Origin of the sequence: Flavivirga eckloniae (genome assembly GCF_002886045.1) — a bacterium.
Taxonomy (GTDB): domain Bacteria; phylum Bacteroidota; class Bacteroidia; order Flavobacteriales; family Flavobacteriaceae; genus Flavivirga; species Flavivirga eckloniae.
The window spans coordinates 2,641,106-2,658,430 of the sequence record NZ_CP025791.1 but is presented as its reverse complement, the minus strand read 5'-3'; the positions used below and the strand labels follow the sequence as shown (position 1 = coordinate 2,658,430).

Genomic DNA, 17,325 nt, shown 5'->3' with positions numbered 1-17,325 from the left:
CATGTCAATTATAGTAAATCTTGATGTCATGCTTGCTAAGCGTAAAATGAAAAGCAAAGACCTGGCAGATATTATTGGTATTACGACCGCGAACCTTTCAATTTTAAAATCAGGAAAGGCAAAGGCTGTGCGCTTTTCTACTCTCGAAGCTATATGCAAGGCTTTAGATTGCCAACCAGCGGACATATTAGAATATATTGAGGATTAGTTTCACATTAAAAATGTATTTTTGAAATACAAATTGAATTATCCATCACTCATGAAAACACTATCCTTTCTTTTATTATTTACCATGTCTTGTATCGGTTTTGCTCAAAACAATCATATTGTAAAAACTGAGGACGGGAGACGTGTTTTGCTTAAAGCCGATTTTACCTGGGAATATATTGATTTGGTAAAACCAGAACCTACATCAGATAATAATTTAAAACCAAAAGAAAGTAAGAATTGTGGCTTAACTGAAGATTTTGTTGAACCTAAATTAAACATGAAAATTCAGGGACAATTAAAAAGAGGTAAAGCGACTATTCATCATATAAAAAAGAAGGTTGCTAAAGATTACAATTGTACTTTAGACGATGTTGTGCTGTTGTCATTTTCAGAACATAAGGCAAAGGGCGAATATCATTTTTGTGCCAAAGGTATCAAAGTAGCGTATAAGCGTATTGGTAATTCTATCGTGAAGAAGAACAAATTTTTTTAGTTAATCTAGATAAACCATTTTACCTGTTTCCTTAGATGCTTTTTTATCTATCCATTTGAAATTTTTTGGAACAGTAGCATCTAATATTTTAATCTTTAAAAGTTCGGAAATCTCATAACCAATTAAAAAAGCTTCTTTATAGTCGTATTTTTTATAAAGTTCCCAATGTTTATTTCTATCATACCACAAATTAACTTCAAAGATCTTATTTCCATCTTCGAGAGGTTGATGAAAAATAGAAACATATTCATAATTAGATATTGTTTTCCATTGTCCTAGCTTAATAGGCCCTATTTCGAAAGTTTGTCTAAATTTTGAGTTTTTGATATCGATGTAAATACTTTGGTGAAAGGAAAAAGCAATACCAAATCCCATTAAATAAATAACGCCTTTTATGTTGTGACCAATATTTGTCAAATTATTATCACTCCAGTTAGCGTTATATAATGTTGATGCTAAAAAGGCTATGGCTGCTGTAAAGAATAGCGAAGCAATTATACGCTGCCAAAGTGGGCGTGTTTTTTCAGATACAATTAGATGCTTATTCATGGGGTTAAATATAAGAAAATACGCCATGTTAACTGTGAATTATAATATTTTAAAAGACATGAAAATCCTGTATCTTTACTATTATGTATGCCTTAGTAGATTGTAATAACTTTTATGCGTCTTGCGAACGTGTTTTTAATCCTAATTTGCGCAACAAACCTATTGCTATTTTAAGTAATAACGATGGCTGTGTTATCTCTCGAAGTGATGAGGCTAAGGCTTTGGGACTTCCAATGGGAGCTCCTATTTTTAAATGGGAGGGGTTTTGTAAAGCAAATAATATTAATGTGCTGTCCTCAAATTATCCATTGTACGGCGATATGAGCAGCCGGGTTATGACTATTCTGGAACAGTTTACTCCAGATGTGGAGGTGTATAGTATCGATGAGGCATTTGTGCAATTTAAGGGTTTTGAGAATTACGATTTTGATGATTATGGCATCCAGATGAGACAGCGTATTTTAAAATGGACTGGTATTCCTACCTGTGTTGGAATTGCACCAACAAAGGCTTTGAGTAAGGTTGCTAATAAAATAGCGCGGAAGTTTCCAAATGAAACCAAAGGAGTATATGTAATCGATTCTGAAGAAAAAAGAATTAAAGCGCTTAAATGGATAAAGTTGGGAGCTGTTTGGGGTATTGGTCGCGGATTGCAGAAACGACTAAAGGCAAGGGGATGTAAAACAGCATTAGATTTTGTTCAACTGCCAGACGAATGGGTGCGCAAAACCTTTTCAATAACCGAATGGAGGCTAAAAAAAGATTTGGAGGGCATCGCTAAGTTGGAGTTGGATGAGCTTCAAACAAAAAGAGCAATTGCAACTACCAGAAGTTTTGAGTATACCTTTTCGGATATTGATAATATTAAAGAGCGAATTTCAACGTTTGCAACAAGTTGTGCCGAAAAGTTACGTAAACAAGGTTCTAGCTGTCATATTATTTATGTTATTTTAAGGAGTGATAGGCATAAAAAAAATGAGAAACAGCATAGGACTAGTAAAGTTGTAAATTTACCATATCCTACCAATTCGTCTTTGGTTATTAGTAATTATGCCGTTAAAAGTGTGGTATCCATTTTTAAAAAAGGGATAAAGTATAAGCGAGCTGGTGTTGTTGTAACAGGATTGGTGCCAACAAACAACCACCAATTGCATTTATTTGAAAATGAAGATCCAAAACATGAACCTTTAATGCGTGCTATAGATAGGTTAAATGCTAAATATGAAAATTATAAAATCAAGTTGGGAAATCAAGACTTAAAGCGCACCTGGAAAATGCGGCAAGAACGATTATCTCCAAGATATACAACGAATATTAACGATATTATTAAGGTAAAATGATATTACATAAATCACAACACTTAACGTTTTTTACTCCAAAGTCAATAAGTGGTTCTGGAGCACCTTTTTTTGATACAGGAATTTCGGCAGGATTTCCTTCGCCGGCTGAAGATTTTAAGGAACAGAGATTGTCTTTAGATAAAGAACTTATTAAGAATAAGGAAGCCACTTTTTTTGCACGTGTTAGTGGGCAATCTATGATTGGTGCAGGGTTAGATGATAATGATTTACTGGTTATAGATAGAAGTATAGAGCCTACAAACAATAAAATAGCAGTTTGCTTTTTAGATGGAGAGTTTACGGTAAAACGCTTAAAAGTTGATAAGGATGAGGTTTGGTTGCAGCCAGAAAACCCTAATTACCCAATAATTAGAATTACTAATGAGAACGATTTTATTATTTGGGGTATTGTAACTAATGTCATTAAAAAAGTATAGGCCGTAATGATTCAAATCGTTTATAAGCGAGCTGAAACGGATGAGGAGTTGCAGCAGATTTTAGACTTACAGCAGGTCAATATTAAATCATCACTATCTAATGATACTATGAAGTCGGAAGGCTTTGTTTCTGTAACACATACGCTTGATGTTTTAAAGCGTATGAATGAAGCATGTCCGCATATAATCGTTAAGCATAAAGGGAAAGTTGTTGGTTATGCTTTGTGTATGCTTAATGCTTTTAGAAATGATGTGCCAGCACTCAAACCAATGTTTGAATATATGGATGGTATAATAAGATCGAAGAATTTATCAGAACTTCGTTATTTAATAATGGGGCAGATTTGTATCGATAAGGAGTATCGTAAACAAGGGGTTTTTAGAAATCTATACCGGTGTTATAGAGAAGAACTAAGTCCAAACTTCGATGCTGTAATAACAGAAGTGAACTCTAAAAATATACGGTCGTCTAAAGCCCATCATGCCATAGGATTCGAACCGTTGGATGTGCATACTGAAGCTGGCGAAGATTGGGAGCTAATTATCTGGAAATGGACATAAAAAAAACGCGAAGCATTTGCTTCGCGTTTTATATATATTCTATAAGAAGAAATTTAATCTGCTAAAACAATAATTTTATTGTCTTTCATTTCAATAGTTCCAGAGTTAATTTTTAATAAGGTTTTGTCTTTTTCACCTTTAACAAATTTATCTTGAACTTCTTCATCCAATTCAATGTTTCCTGAAATCTTTACAACACCCTCTTTTAATAAGGATACTATAGGAGCGTGATTGTTTAACATTTCGAATTCCCCATTAACTCCAGGAACAGCAACACTAGTTACTTCTCCGCTAAATAAGGTTGCTTCTGGTGATACAATTTCTAAATACATAGTTTTTAAGTATTCAGTATTCAGTGTTCAGTACTCAGTGGCATCCTGCCAACTGCTACTGCCAACTGCCTACTAGTTTTAGGCCTCAGCCAACATTTTATCTCCAGCCTCGATAGCTTCTTCAATAGTTCCTTTAAGGTTAAACGCCGCTTCTGGTAAGTGATCTAATTCACCATCCATAATCATATTAAACCCTTTTATTGTTTCTTTAATATCTACTAATACACCTGGTATACCTGTAAACTGTTCTGCTACGTGGAAAGGCTGTGATAAGAAACGTTGTACACGTCTTGCTCTACCTACAGCTAATTTATCTTCTTCAGATAATTCTTCCATACCAAGAATAGCGATAATATCTTGTAATTCTTTATAACGTTGTAGCAACTCTTTAACACGTTGTGCACAGTTATAGTGATCATCTCCTAAGATATCAGCTGTTAAGATTCTTGATGTAGAATCTAATGGATCCACAGCAGGGTAAATACCTAGCTCGGCAATTTTACGAGATAATACTGTTGTTGCATCTAAGTGGGCAAATGTTGTTGCAGGAGCAGGGTCTGTTAAATCATCTGCAGGTACGTAAACCGCTTGTACAGATGTAATAGAACCTCTTTTAGTTGATGTAATACGCTCTTGCATCGCACCCATTTCTGTTGCTAATGTTGGTTGGTAACCTACCGCAGAAGGCATACGACCAAGTAATGCAGATACCTCAGAACCAGCTTGTGTAAAACGGAAGATATTATCTACGAAGAATAATACATCTTTCCCTTGACCTTCACCAGCACCATCACGGAAATACTCAGCAATAGTTAAACCAGATAATGCCACACGAGCACGTGCTCCTGGAGGCTCATTCATCTGTCCGAATACGAAAGTTGCTTTAGATTCTTTCATTTTAGACTTATCAACTTTAGATAAATCCCATCCGCCTTCTTCCATAGAGTGCATAAAATCATCACCATAACGGATAATTCCAGATTCTAACATCTCTCTTAAAAGGTCATTTCCTTCACGAGTTCTTTCTCCAACTCCAGCAAATACTGAAAGACCACCGTGACCTTTTGCAATATTGTTAATTAGTTCCTGAATCAATACTGTTTTGCCTACACCAGCACCACCAAATAATCCAATTTTACCACCTTTTGCATAAGGCTCAATTAAGTCGATTACTTTAATACCTGTAAATAAAACTTCTGTAGAAGTTGATAGATCTTCAAATTTAGGTGCTTGACGGTGAATTGGTAATCCGTTATCATCGGCTTTTGGTAAATCTCCAAGACCATCAATAGCATCACCAATTACATTAAATAAACGTCCGTAAACATCATCACCAATCGGCATTTGTATAGGAGCACCAGTAGCAGTAACTTCTGTACCTCTACTTAATCCATCAGATGAATCCATAGCGATAGTACGAACTGTATCTTCACCAATGTGAGATTGTACTTCTAATACTAATAAAGAACCATCAGGTCTTTTAATTTCTAATGAATCGTAAATTTTTGGAAGTTCTGAACCAGCACCGAATTCAACATCGATAACCGGACCTACTATTTGTGCAACTTTACCTGTAATTTTAGACATTACTTATGTATTTAATATTATGCGATTTAATTGTGTGAAAACAATTTTAGTTTTCGCGTGCAAAGATATATTTTTTAATTTAAAAAAAAAGTCGTTTTTGGAGCTTTTTTGCAATAAAAAAACACCTTCTGTGTGAAGGTGTTAAGTATTGATATTTTAATTTATAATTATTGTAATGTAGGCGAGTAATTTGTTGGATAATCATTCGCTTTGGCAATATTTCCAGATTCAATAAAGTTAGACCCAAAAGCATCGTCGATAGCTTCCAGAAATTTGTTTGCCATTAGGGCATAGCCTCTTGCTGTTAAATGAATTCCGTCTAACCCAACGGCACCGCCGGTAACTAAATCTGCGTTTAAGTTAAACCCATCAAAATCAATGCCCATACTGGATAATTCAGTAAGAATAGCATTAAGATCTACTAAGGCAATAGCATCATTTGCATTTACTACAGCAGCAATAGTTGTGTTATAGGCATCTGTAGCTATTTTTATTTCTTCTTGTTCGCTTGGTAACAACACCCATTTATCAGCTAATGGAAGGGTAATACCTTCTGCTGAAAATTGGCCAGCTAATTCTAAAGACAAGCCTTGAAGTACTAATGCCTGTACATTATCTGTATTTACAGTACCAATAACACTACTGCTTGGTAAAACAAATATGTCGTCCTCTGTTGCTTGTCTGGTTTGCCCATAAGTAACTCCTAATAAATTTGCTACTAGAGGTGCTGCCTGTGCAGGTAAACCGAAAGATTGTACAAGTACAGGAAACGTAGGACTAGCAAGCAAAGTAGTTGTAATTTCGGCAGATAAATCTGTTAAAGTTTCATCTTTAATAACAACAGCGCTAGCTTCTGTTTCGGAAAATACAATGGAACGCTCTGGAGCGTTAAGAAAAGCATATACTTGATTTAATTGACCAAAAATACCGTTAAGAGTTGGGATTTGAGGTCCAAAATCCGGATTTGATGGTGTTAATGGATTGTAAGGTACCGTAGTAAAGTGTGGTAAATCTGTAATATAAGGCACGTTAGTTACAGCACCTTTTGCACCCCCGGATGTTAAAGTAGTTACTATAGCTCCAAAAGTTTCATTAAAACCTACTCCGGGAGGTCCAGCCACAGGAGTTATTGTATTTGAACCGTCTCCTCCAGATGTTGCGTATCCCAATACATCGTTGCCACCTATTTCTGATAATGTAAAAAATGTTGGGCTTTGAGCCATGGCATCACCCAGCATAGTTGCATTCGAGCTAGATGCCATTCTAACAAAGTATGGATTTGCTGTTGCGGGTACAGTTTGTAAACCAGTCGGATTACCATAGCCATCAAATAATAAATGAAAGCTTTTTGCTCCCGGAACTCCCATATTTTTAAAAGAATCACCTAAAACACTTGTACCTTCAGTAGTTGGTATTTCAGGAGTGAAATCCTGTTCATGAGGCACTACTCCTAAAGGGTAAGGACCTGAACCAAAGTCATCAGTATCATCTTGATCACTATAAAAATAAAGTCTAGGTCCAAATCTAGAATTTGGTATATTTCCAAGAAGAAGCCCTCCTATATTGTCATTCATTAAAGGTTGTGTAAAATCACTACCACCTATTTTAGCAAATTCTTTTGATAAAATATTAGGAAACGAATTTTCTTGAGCTGCTTTAAATAATGCACCATCTGTAAAACCTGATGTAAATGAAGCACCCAGAGCTACATAATTTGAAAAATCTGCGGAACCTGTTGTAAGTTCTGGTAATATTACTTCTTGTGGTAAGAAATTATCGTCTTCGTCGCAAGCAAAAAAACCTAAAACAAAAACAAAAAGGTATATATATTTAATATTCATAATTATTTTTTTATAGGTTATTAATTGTCCATGAAATGTAATATTGTGAGCCTATAAAGCCAGTACCCACAGCCGTAAAGTATTCATCGCCTAACAGGTTGGATGCACCTGCTTTAAATGAAGATTTTAAAGAGGGTACGCGTAGGTTTATTTGAGCATCTAATACATGGTAAGCAGGAACTTCCCCGGTTGCAAAAGATGCTTCCCAGATATAATTATCACTCCATCTCCATGCTACATTAAAACCAAAATTTTCGAATAAATTAGTGTTACCAAAGGATGCTTTAAATTTGTGTTCGGGTGTGTTAAAGTTTGTTTGGAAATCTGGATTTGCATCACGGTCAAAATCTAATTTAGCATAGGTGTAATTCATACCTAAATCATAGTCCCCAAATATTTTAGTAGTTACACCCAAAGCAGCTCCATAAGAGTTAACATCTGCTGTTGTATTTGTGTAAGCTCTGTACGCTTGAAAATCACTATTAGCAATAGCTATAATGGCCAAGGGAGTTGAAGTACCATTTACGGGCACTGTTTGGCTTAATTGTACATCCCCATAATATGGGTTAACAACATCTACTGTGGTAATGAAATCTTGATATTGATTCAAATAAGCACTAAAATCAATAATAACTTTATCTAATTTTCCTCGATAACCTACTTCATAAGAACTAACTTGTTCAGGTTTTACAATACCTGGATTGGCTATTTTTAAATCTGCAGGGTTTTGTGAAGCAGCAAATGCTGCCACAGATGTTCTTGTAAAGGAGTTATTATAAGCTCCAGTACCATCATAATCAAAACTAGTACCAATAATACCCTGTCCAGTAGTCGAAATGTCGTCGCCACTAACAGTTCTTAAATCTCTTTGAGGGTTATCTGGCGCGCTACCTAATAAGATAATACTTCCTACATTAAAACCAATATATAAAGCTTGAGTATCTGGATTTCTAAAACCTGTTTGAAAGGAGGCTCTTAAATTATGGTTGTTATCTTCCCCCAGGTTATACCCAAGTGATATTCTTGGAGAGAAGAAAGCATCAAAAAGTTCTGATTTATCATAACGTATAGATGCTGTTAATTTGAGACGTTCATCTTCTAAAAATTTCTTTTGGATTTGTGTATATAAACCAACTTCAGAATATGGAATCTCACCTAATTTATCAGTATAAATTGAACCAAAAGAGTTTAATACATATTTTCTATAGGAGCCACCAACTTGAATGTCGGCAAAATCGGTTAAATGACTAAAATTATAGTTCGCGTCCGAATGATAGATTTTAGATTCATCTCTAAATTTACTACCGGTTAATACATCAGGATCATTGATTACTGTATTAAAAGCACTTTGAAATTCAGGGGTGCCTGGTTCAAATCGCCCTGTATCAGCAGCTTGTCTTGCGCTTGCATGCGCTTGATTAGCATCTAACCCAGCTAATGTTCCTCCTATGAAAGCTGCAGTATATTCGCCAAACCAAACTTCATCGGATTTCCATTGTCTATTTATGTTTACACCTGTAAATACCATATCGTAAGAATCACCAGCATTGTCGGCTGTAACGTAGCCTCTTAAAAAGAAGTTGTCATTTTTTATTTCCACTTTGTGCTGTTGTAAAAAGAAATTCTTAATAGAATATCTATTAGAACCCTGATAAACTGTAGAACCAGAACCTATTTTACCTACATATTGAATTTCAAAATCGTTTTCCCATGGTCTATAATAAAATCCCCAATCTGCTTTTATACTTTTAGCATCATAATCCGTTAAATCTGCTTCGTCGTATCCTGTTCTACTTACATTAACAGATGGCACTAAATTAGCTAAGGCAGGGTTTGGCAATCTTCCTAGTGAAGCTAGTCTATCAGCTACCGTTTTTATATTAATTGTAGCAATATCACCATATACGTTTACACCATCATAATCAATATCATTTTCTCTGGTGCTATTATTTTCTACAAATGTGGTTGTTCGGTCTTTACCTCTGGTATCATTTGCAACCCAATCGGTTCCTTGTAAATAACTAAAGTTAACTTTTGTAGCGAACTTTTCACTGAATTTGTGAGCAACGCGAATACCATAATCTTTATAATCATTATCTCCAGCAGCTTCTTGGGATGTAATTCCTTGCTTGTAGTAAGCACTAATTCCAGAATGTTCAAAAGGGCTTTTACTTCGCATGAATAGTATCCCGTTAAAAGCATTAGCACCATAAAGTGCAGAAGCGGCTCCAGGTAAAAGCTCTATGCTTTGTACATCTGTTTCAATCATGCCTAATAGATTACCAAGTGGAAAGTTAAGAGCAGGTGCTGCATTGTCCATGCCATCTACCAATTGCATAAAACGGGTGTTTGCAAATGTTGCAAAACCTCTGGTGTTTATAGATTTAAAGGTTAAACTATTTGTATTAATGTCTACTCCTTTAAGATTTTCTAATCCATCGTAGAAATCTGAAGAAGCAGTGTTTTTGATTTCTTTTAACCCAAAACGCTCTACCGTTACGGGCGATTCAAAAATTCGTTCCGGTGTTCTTGATGCAGAAATTACAACTTCATCTAATGATGTTCCTTCTGCGAGAACAAAATTTAAAGTTTGATTGTTCGACGTTACTTCCATAGTAGCGGTTTCAAAGCCTACTATGCTCGCTTGAACATTAAACGGGGGGCTTTGACTTGTAGTAAGAGAGAAATTACCATCAAAATCTGTTACAACGCCCGTTGAGGTACCAACGATAATGATATTAGCACCAGGAATGGGCTGATTATTATCGTCTACAACAGAGCCTGAAAAAGTTGTTTGAGAATAGGATAAACCGCAAAACAACAACAGTAAAATTGAGAAAATTGTCTTCATTTAGTAAGAATTAGTTTAAGTTTTAGACTAACAATATAAAAATATTAAATAGTAGTTCAACATAAAAATAGAAAAAATTATGCGCGCATAGTATTGTTTTAACAAAAAAGAATGCTAAAAACTGCGTTATATTTAATAAAAGTGAAGATTTGTTAAATATTATCATCATGCCACGGAAGGCATGATGATAATACATATTTAAGGTGTAAGAATACTACTCTACGGTAACAGATTTAGCCAAATTTCTTGGCTGATCTACATTTTTACCTAACATCACGGCAATGTGATAAGATAATAATTGAAGTGGTATGGTGTTAAGTAATGGGGAAAGCGATTCTAAAGTTTCTGGAACTTCTATAACATGATCTGCTAATTCTCTTACTTGCGTATCTCCTTTAGTAACGATACCAATAATTTTTCCTTTTCGGGATTTTATTTCCTGAATATTGCTTACTACTTTTTCGTAATGTCCTTTTTTTGTAGCAATAACTACAATAGGCATATTTTCATCAATTAAGGCAATAGGACCGTGTTTCATTTCGGCAGCAGGGTAACCTTCTGCGTGTATATATGAAATCTCTTTTAATTTTAAGGCGCCTTCTAATGCTACAGGGAAGTTGTATCCTCTACCCAAATACAAGAAATTACTAGCGTCTTTATAAATTTCGGAAATTTCTCTAATATGTGCGTCAGATTTTAAAGATTCTTCCACTTTTGCAGGAATCATTTCTAATTCAAGTAAATGGCGACGAAAATCTGAACTGCTAATAGTTCCTTTGGCTCTAGATAAACGCAAGGCCATTAGAGTTAAAACCGTAATTTGAGTAGTAAAGGCTTTTGTTGAAGCAACACCAATTTCTGGTCCTGCATGCGTGTAAGCTCCTGCGTGGGTTTCTCTAGCAATTGACGAACCAACGACATTACAAACACCAAATACAAAAGCACCTTTAGATTTAGCAAGCTTGATAGCCGCCAACGTATCAGCTGTTTCACCAGATTGGGAAATAGCTATAATCACATCTTTCTCTGTAATTATTGGGTTACGGTATCTAAATTCCGAAGCATATTCTACTTCTACAGGAATTCTGGCTAAATCTTCAAATATATATTCAGCTACCAAACCGGCATGCCACGAAGTACCACAGGCAACAATTATAATACGATCGGCATTTAAAAACTTTTTCATATTGTCTTCAATACCAGCCATTTTTATAATAGCCTCTTGTCTAACAAGTCGCCCCCTATAAGTATCAGTAATTGCTTTAGGTTGTTCGTGAATTTCCTTCAGCATAAAATGATCGAAACCACTTTTTTCAATCTGTTCTAAATTTATTTGAAGCTTCTGAATATAAGGATCGACTAAAGAGTCGTCTTTAATTTTTCTGATTTTTATACCTTTATGAAATCTAATTATAGCCATTTCTTCATCTTCTAAATAAATGGCATCTTTAGTGTATTCTAAAAAGGGAGAAGCATCACTAGCAATAAAAAATTCGTCTTCGCCAATACCAACAGCCAATGGGCTTCCTAAACGCGCAATAACGACTTCTTCTGGTTTGTTTTTATCGAAAACAGCAATAGCATATGCTCCTATTACTTGGTTTAAGGCAATTTGTACAGCCTTACCAAGTTTTACATTTTCTTGTTTTTTTACATCTTCAATCAAGTTAACCAATACTTCTGTATCTGTATCTGATTGGAAGGTGTAACCTCTGGATATTAATTCTTTTTTAAGCGATTCGTAATTTTCAATAATTCCGTTATGAATAATAACTAGATCACCAGAATTTGAAATATGGGGATGGGAATTCACATCGTTGGGAACCCCATGTGTAGCCCATCGTGTATGACCAATACCAACACTTCCATGCTTAGTAATTTCTTTATCCGATCGTTCTTCAAGATCGGCTACTTTTCCTTTGGTTTTAGAAACTTTTAGGTCGTTGCCATCAAATAGTGCTATTCCTGCACTATCGTAGCCTCTATATTCTAGGCGCTTAAGACCTTCTATGATAATTGGATAAGCTTCTCTGGGTCCGATATACCCTACAATTCCGCACATAAGTAAAACTTTTTTTGGTTTAATTTTGACAGGCCAAATATGTGAATAAATTTCGAATAATAACTATTTATTACATAAAGGCAATAATTTATACGATGAAATTCATTTTAAGTCCTGTAGGGAGGGCTATATTGCTTAGTTTTCCGATTCAGTATAAAACACTTCTAACTTCATTCCTTTTTCGTTTGATGTATTGGTTCCATGTAAAACAATTCCTCTTGGAGCTAAAACAGCTGTAGTAGGAACGTTGGTAACATCATCTCCACTATTTAATATTTCGGCATTATTCGCAATATTAACATTAGTAGATAATGTTAATCCGATTTTTGTGTTAGTAGAATCTGTTAATAGCATAGTGCTTAAATGCTCTGTCAAGCGTATTTTAAATTTCAGATCATCATCTCGAAATCCTAAACTAATAAATCTAGAGTTGAGGTTGTCTATATTATTTGATGGTGTAGTTTGATCTGGTCCAGTTGGGTCATTAAAATAATCAGAAGTTACGGCACTGTTTTTAACATCGTACGCATAAATTCTATCGTACTTATTGTAATCTTTATCTGTGTGAATGATGAGTTGGGCTTCATTAATAAGTCTTCTTAAAATATAGTTTCCGGTAGTATTATCTTTTAAATATCCACCATTTCCGTCGGAAACCCTGAATTCGTCTCTAAAATCTTCCAAAGCATCGGGAATATCGTTGTCGTCAAGATCCTCATTCCCAAATAAATCAACAACAGCCATAGAGCCTTCAATACCTTTTAAATAGAGTGTTTCGTCTCCAGTTTCTTTATTTCCATTAACTAATGAGGCATTATAGTTATTAATAAACGTATTTAAGCTTACACTGTTTGCACCATTTCTAAGAAATAAAGGGTATTGAGCTTGTGTTCTGTTGTCATCAGGACCTTTACTATAATGTATTGTAATATTTGCGTTTCCAGCATTCAAATTCAATAAAATCATACTGCCTTTGCCTTCTACAGGTTGAGCTTTTAAGTATAAACCTCTAAAATAGTCAAGAAAATTGTTAAGATTACTTAACCCAGCATCGTTGGCTTTGTTTATAATAGTTGATGTCCAAAAGTCTTTATCAAGGTGAACTCTTAAAGCTGGAGCAGAACCTTGGGTTACAGCATCCTCTCCTTCTCCTGTAGTAGTTTTTATTTCTTTATTACTAAAAACAAGTGTGTCGTCAAATATTATTGAACCAGCATGTGTATCAAAATTTATAACATCATCGTTAATGAGAGCGGAATTATCTGTTGGTTTTACACCGTCTCCATTGGCGTTTGAAAAATATTTTTGAAGCGAGTTATTCGAATTTGGATTAAATCTTCTTAAGAAATAATTGTTACGATAAATAGTTAATCTAATAGAATCGGCCGGATTACCGTATAAAGAGTCAATAGTGTATGTGGTATTACCCTCGTTATTAACAATAGATTTTGTACTATAAGGAATGCTCATGATAACCGAATCGATAACAGGATTTTCACCAAAATCTGGACTAAACCCAGACGAAAGCGGGTTTATTTGGGTAATTATACTAGCAGTAGTTTGTCCGAATTCCTGATCTTCAAAAAAACCAAGCAAATATGAATCGAAACCGTTATTAATCTGTAGAGAATCCAGTTTTTTATTATAAGCTACTATAGGCAGGCTTAATTTGTCTGTACCAAAGTTTGTATTTCCAGATCCTAAAACACTACTTTCTATAACGCTAAAATCTTTATCGCAAGCAATAAATGATGAGGCAACTAATAGAAAAGCTATAGAAAATTTAAAGGCTTTAATCGTCTTTTTCATAGATATGTGAATGAATGTAATGGGTTAACTTAAAACGCTGGTATTTAAAAATGTTGTATAAGCTTCTCCAAATTCATCTTTGTTTTTGTGTTCTAAAATAGGTTTGTCTGATGCTTCTAGATAGGATTTTAAATCTTCGGGGATACTTTCCGACCCTACAATTAGCGCATCCGAATAATCAACAGCAACTTTCATTAGATTATTATATGTTGGCTCTTCAAGTACACTAACAGCATCTTCATTTATGCTGTCAAATTTAATCTTATTAAGCATATCTTTATTTAATGAATTGTTAAAACTTCGATCGTAAATAGAAGTAACAATTTTGCTTTCGTTAAACAAAGGCTCGTCTTTATAATATTCTTTTAGGTACAAAGGCAACAATGATGCTAGCCAACCATGAACGTGAATAACATCTGGAGACCAGTTTAATTTCTTAACGGTTTCAATAACGCCTTTTGCAAAGAAAATAGCACGTTCGTCGTTATCTGAAAAGAGTTGCCCAGCTTCGTCAGTTAGCGTTGCTTTTCTTTTAAAGTACTCGTCGTTATCGATAAAGTAAACCTGTATACGTTCTTTAGGGATGGATGCCACTTTAATTATAAGGGGCATGTCTAAGTCGTTTATTACTAAGTTTATACCAGATAATCTTATAACTTCGTGTAGTTGGTGTCTGCGTTCATTTATATTACCATATCGAGGCATGAATATTCTTATCTGCCCGCCTTGTTGATTCACCAATCTTGGCGCTTCAAAAGACATGGAAGAAATTTCGGTTTCTGGTAAATAAGGAACTACTTCAGATGATACATATAATATCCTCTTATCTTTCATATGTTTATTTTTGTTGACTTTTTTAGTCGAATATAGCTAGCAATTAATTATTTCTTTTTACAAGGGAAATTTTGTAAAGCTTGTTTTTTTGACGGTTTCGCTTTTTCAAATCGAAATAAAAAACACGCAAAAGTACAAAATTTTATGCAAATTGGTTGTAAAATCTTAAGTTTGCACGCGTTAATTTTTTATTAAAAAGTGGAATTTTACTCAGAAAAACAGCAAATTAAGCTAGTCATTGATGCTTTAAAAGCAAAACAGTTAACTATAGGGTTGGTTCCTACTATGGGAGCCTTACACGATGGGCATTTGCAATTGGTAAAAAAAGCTCTGGATAATAATGATAAAGTTGTTGTTAGTATTTTTGTAAATCCAACTCAGTTTGATAATAACGATGATTTAGAAAAATACCCAAGAACGCTTGAGAGTGATATGGTGTTGCTAGAGAGCGTTAGCCAAGATCGTATTATAGTTTACGCACCTACGGTTAAGGATATTTACGGAAGCAACCCGATTTCTGAAAGTTTCGATTTTGATGGATTAGAGTTGGAAATGGAAGGTAAATTTCGCGACGGACATTTTGACGGCGTTGGTACGATTGTGAAACGTTTTTTTGAGATTGTAAAACCTCATAACGCGTATTTTGGAGAGAAAGATTTTCAACAGCTGCAAATTATAAAAAAAATGGTTGAAAAGCTTCGCATTCCTATTCATGTAATAGGGTGTGAAATACATAGGGAAACCAATGGCTTAGCCATGAGTTCGCGGAATACCCGTTTAAAACCAGAATATAAAAAAGCAGCCCCTTTTATTTATAAAACTTTAACAGCTGCCAAAGAACATTTTGGCACAAAAAGTGCTAATAAAGTATTGGAATGGGTTGAAAAACAATTTGCTAAACATCACTTGTTGGAATTGGAGTATTTTATAATTGCAGATGTTAAAACCCTAAAACAAGTTAAACGAAAATCAAACAAAAAATCATATAGAGCGTTTATAGCAGTATATGCAGATGATATTAGACTTATTGATAATATCGCTCTAAATTAATTATCTTTGCGGCATGCAAATACAAGTAGTAAAATCTAAAATTCATAGAGTAAAATGCACGGGTGCAGAACTCAATTATATAGGTAGTATCACTATTGATGAAGACCTCATGGAAGCTGCTAATATTATACAAGGAGAAAAGGTTCAAATTGTTAATAATGATAATGGCGAGCGTTTAGAAACTTATTGTATTCCCGGACCACGCAAAAGTGGCGAGATTACACTTAACGGGGCAGCCGCAAGAAAAGTTTCGGTGGGTGATACATTGATATTGATTACTTACGCCTTTATGGATATTGAAGAGGCTAAGATCTTTAAGCCCTCATTGGTTTTTCCAGATGAGGCAACAAACTTGTTAAAGTAGACATTTTGAACCTCAAGATAAAAAGAATACTAAAAATTACGCTCCCATTATTATTGGGAGTTTTTTTAGTCTGGTATTCACTATCTAAGGTCTCGGTAGATGAATTATTGGTTTATCTAAAGAAATCTGATTATTCATGGATTATTTTAGGAATGGTCTTAGGGTTTTTGAGTCATCTGTCTAGAGCATACCGTTGGTTGTTTATGTTGGAACCTATGGGGTACAAGATTAGGTTTGGTAATAGTATCATGGCGGTGTTTGCTACGTATTTGATTAACTACACCATTCCAAGAGCTGGAGAGGTTGCCAGAGCTTCCATACTTACCAATTATGAGGATGTTCCTTTCGAAAAAGGATTTGGGACTATTGTTGCCGAGCGTATCGCAGATTTAATTGTGATGCTTGGAATTATATCGATTACACTTTTTCTACAATTCGATTTTATTTATGGTTTTTTAATTGAAAAGTTTAACCCAATAAAAATTGTTATTGGCCTTATTTTGCTAGGGTTTTTAATTGTTTTGTTTTTACGGTATGTAAAGAAAAGTAACTCCAAAATTGCCTTAAAAATAAGAACTTTTATCAATGGTTTAATAGAAGGTGCCTTAAGTATCTTTAAAATGAAAAAGAAGTGGGCTTTTATTTTTCATACACTTTTTATATGGGGTATGTATTTGCTCATGTTTTATATAACGTCCTTTTCTATTGAAGAATTACACGGTATTTCGGTGGGAGCTATTTTAATTGGTTTTATTTCTGCTAGTTTTAGTATAGCAGCTACAAATGGTGGTATAGGCTCCTATCCGATAGCCATTTATGCCGCTTTTTCAATTTTTGGAATCGCTGAAGACCCAAGTATTGCATTTGGTTGGATTATGTGGGCATCCCAAACACTTATGATTATAATTTTTGGAGGGATATCATTAATCTATTTACCTATTTATAACAGAAAAAAGTCAAAATCAAAAAGTTAGATTTTTTAAAGGGCTCATAAAAACTTTGTTT

16 protein-coding genes are annotated in these 17,325 nt (G+C 34.6%); 8 read left to right on the top strand and 8 right to left on the bottom strand.

Translation table 11 applies throughout. The features are described from left to right. Position 1 precedes the first annotated feature (1 nt). Both C1H87_RS10835 and C1H87_RS10830 read left to right on the top strand, forming a co-directional pair. Entirely contained in the window at positions 2 to 208 is a 207-nt protein-coding gene (locus tag C1H87_RS10835; RefSeq protein WP_102755825.1) for a helix-turn-helix domain-containing protein, read from the top strand. A 21-nt stretch (positions 209 to 229) separates the two neighbouring features. Next, positions 230 to 703, top strand: coding sequence for a DUF3157 family protein (locus C1H87_RS10830; protein ID WP_233783432.1), 474 nt, complete (start codon positions 230 to 232; stop codon positions 701 to 703). Here C1H87_RS10830 and C1H87_RS10825 read toward each other — a convergent pair whose 3' ends face one another. After that, positions 704 to 1,252, bottom strand: coding sequence for a hypothetical protein (locus tag C1H87_RS10825; protein ID WP_158655192.1), 549 nt, complete (start codon positions 1,250 to 1,252; stop codon positions 704 to 706). An 83-nt stretch (positions 1,253 to 1,335) separates the two neighbouring features. Between C1H87_RS10825 and C1H87_RS10820 the strand changes: the two genes are divergently transcribed. From C1H87_RS10820 to C1H87_RS10810, 3 genes are read left to right on the top strand one after another with little or no spacing between them, the layout of a single operon-like run. Then, the gene (locus C1H87_RS10820; protein ID WP_102755822.1) at positions 1,336 to 2,592 is read left to right on the top strand and encodes a Y-family DNA polymerase; all 1,257 of its coding nucleotides are present in this window, start codon (positions 1,336 to 1,338) and stop codon (positions 2,590 to 2,592) included. Next, on the top strand, positions 2,589 to 3,029 hold the full coding sequence (locus tag C1H87_RS10815) for a LexA family protein (RefSeq protein ID WP_102755821.1): 441 nt from the start codon (positions 2,589 to 2,591) through the stop codon (positions 3,027 to 3,029). Before C1H87_RS10820 ends, C1H87_RS10815 begins: the two co-directional genes overlap by 4 nt. A 6-nt stretch (positions 3,030 to 3,035) precedes the next feature. Next, positions 3,036 to 3,590, top strand: a complete 555-nt coding sequence (locus C1H87_RS10810) for a GNAT family N-acetyltransferase (RefSeq protein ID WP_102755820.1) — start codon at positions 3,036 to 3,038, stop codon at positions 3,588 to 3,590. 53 nt (positions 3,591 to 3,643) lie between these two features. On the opposite strand, the gene C1H87_RS10805 is transcribed toward C1H87_RS10810, so the two are convergent. The 7 genes from C1H87_RS10805 to C1H87_RS10775 all read right to left on the bottom strand — a co-directional run bounded on the left by C1H87_RS10805 (position 3,644) and on the right by C1H87_RS10775 (position 14,906). Continuing rightward, a complete protein-coding gene (locus tag C1H87_RS10805) occupies positions 3,644 to 3,922 on the bottom strand; it encodes a F0F1 ATP synthase subunit epsilon (RefSeq protein WP_102755819.1) in 279 nt (92 codons plus the stop codon). Between the two features lie 78 nt (positions 3,923 to 4,000). Beyond that, entirely contained in the window at positions 4,001 to 5,509 is a 1,509-nt protein-coding gene (atpD, locus tag C1H87_RS10800; RefSeq protein ID WP_102755818.1) for a F0F1 ATP synthase subunit beta, read from the bottom strand. Between the two features lie 167 nt (positions 5,510 to 5,676). Next, positions 5,677 to 7,350 carry an SGNH/GDSL hydrolase family protein gene (locus tag C1H87_RS10795; protein WP_102755817.1) on the bottom strand — a complete coding sequence of 558 codons (1,674 nt, stop codon included), beginning with the start codon at positions 7,348 to 7,350 and terminating at the stop codon, positions 5,677 to 5,679. 10 nt (positions 7,351 to 7,360) lie between these two features. Then, a complete protein-coding gene (locus tag C1H87_RS10790; RefSeq protein ID WP_102755816.1) occupies positions 7,361 to 10,201 on the bottom strand; it encodes a TonB-dependent receptor in 2,841 nt (946 codons plus the stop codon). A gap of 214 nt (positions 10,202 to 10,415) precedes the next feature. Further along, positions 10,416 to 12,263, bottom strand: a complete 1,848-nt coding sequence (gene glmS / locus C1H87_RS10785) for a glutamine--fructose-6-phosphate transaminase (isomerizing) (protein WP_102755815.1) — start codon at positions 12,261 to 12,263, stop codon at positions 10,416 to 10,418. A gap of 135 nt (positions 12,264 to 12,398) precedes the next feature. Further along, positions 12,399 to 14,072: a DUF4270 domain-containing protein gene (locus tag C1H87_RS10780; RefSeq protein ID WP_102755814.1), complete on the bottom strand. Its 1,674-nt coding sequence runs from the start codon at positions 14,070 to 14,072 to the stop codon at positions 12,399 to 12,401. Positions 14,073 to 14,096: 24 nt separating this feature from the next. Further along, positions 14,097 to 14,906, bottom strand: a complete 810-nt coding sequence (locus C1H87_RS10775) for a glycogen/starch synthase (RefSeq protein WP_102755813.1) — start codon at positions 14,904 to 14,906, stop codon at positions 14,097 to 14,099. Between the two features lie 198 nt (positions 14,907 to 15,104). Here C1H87_RS10775 and panC point away from each other — a divergent pair, with 198 nt between their 5' ends. From panC to C1H87_RS10760, 3 genes are read left to right on the top strand one after another with little or no spacing between them, the layout of a single operon-like run. Further along, entirely contained in the window at positions 15,105 to 15,956 is an 852-nt protein-coding gene (gene panC / locus C1H87_RS10770) for a pantoate--beta-alanine ligase (RefSeq protein WP_102755812.1), read from the top strand. A gap of 13 nt (positions 15,957 to 15,969) precedes the next feature. Further along, entirely contained in the window at positions 15,970 to 16,320 is a 351-nt protein-coding gene (gene panD, locus C1H87_RS10765; RefSeq protein ID WP_102755811.1) for an aspartate 1-decarboxylase, read from the top strand. 5 nt (positions 16,321 to 16,325) lie between these two features. Beyond that, positions 16,326 to 17,294 carry a lysylphosphatidylglycerol synthase transmembrane domain-containing protein gene (locus C1H87_RS10760; protein WP_102755810.1) on the top strand — a complete coding sequence of 323 codons (969 nt, stop codon included), beginning with the start codon at positions 16,326 to 16,328 and terminating at the stop codon, positions 17,292 to 17,294. Positions 17,295 to 17,325 lie beyond the last annotated feature (31 nt).

Coding starts and splice junctions, on each gene's coding strand:
- C1H87_RS10835 (WP_102755825.1), top strand. CDS start 2: ATGTCAATTATAGTAAATCTTGATGTCATGCTTGCTAAGCGTAAAATG.
- C1H87_RS10825 (WP_158655192.1), bottom strand. CDS start 1,252: ATGAATAAGCATCTAATTGTATCTGAAAAAACACGCCCACTTTGGCAG.
- C1H87_RS10820 (WP_102755822.1), top strand. CDS start 1,336: ATGTATGCCTTAGTAGATTGTAATAACTTTTATGCGTCTTGCGAACGT.
- C1H87_RS10815 (WP_102755821.1), top strand. CDS start 2,589: ATGATATTACATAAATCACAACACTTAACGTTTTTTACTCCAAAGTCA.
- C1H87_RS10810 (WP_102755820.1), top strand. CDS start 3,036: ATGATTCAAATCGTTTATAAGCGAGCTGAAACGGATGAGGAGTTGCAG.
- C1H87_RS10805 (WP_102755819.1), bottom strand. CDS start 3,922: ATGTATTTAGAAATTGTATCACCAGAAGCAACCTTATTTAGCGGAGAA.
- atpD (WP_102755818.1), bottom strand. CDS start 5,509: ATGTCTAAAATTACAGGTAAAGTTGCACAAATAGTAGGTCCGGTTATC.
- C1H87_RS10795 (WP_102755817.1), bottom strand. CDS start 7,350: ATGAATATTAAATATATATACCTTTTTGTTTTTGTTTTAGGTTTTTTT.
- C1H87_RS10790 (WP_102755816.1), bottom strand. CDS start 10,201: ATGAAGACAATTTTCTCAATTTTACTGTTGTTGTTTTGCGGTTTATCC.
- glmS (WP_102755815.1), bottom strand. CDS start 12,263: ATGTGCGGAATTGTAGGGTATATCGGACCCAGAGAAGCTTATCCAATT.
- C1H87_RS10780 (WP_102755814.1), bottom strand. CDS start 14,072: ATGAAAAAGACGATTAAAGCCTTTAAATTTTCTATAGCTTTTCTATTA.
- C1H87_RS10775 (WP_102755813.1), bottom strand. CDS start 14,906: ATGAAAGATAAGAGGATATTATATGTATCATCTGAAGTAGTTCCTTAT.
- panD (WP_102755811.1), top strand. CDS start 15,970: ATGCAAATACAAGTAGTAAAATCTAAAATTCATAGAGTAAAATGCACG.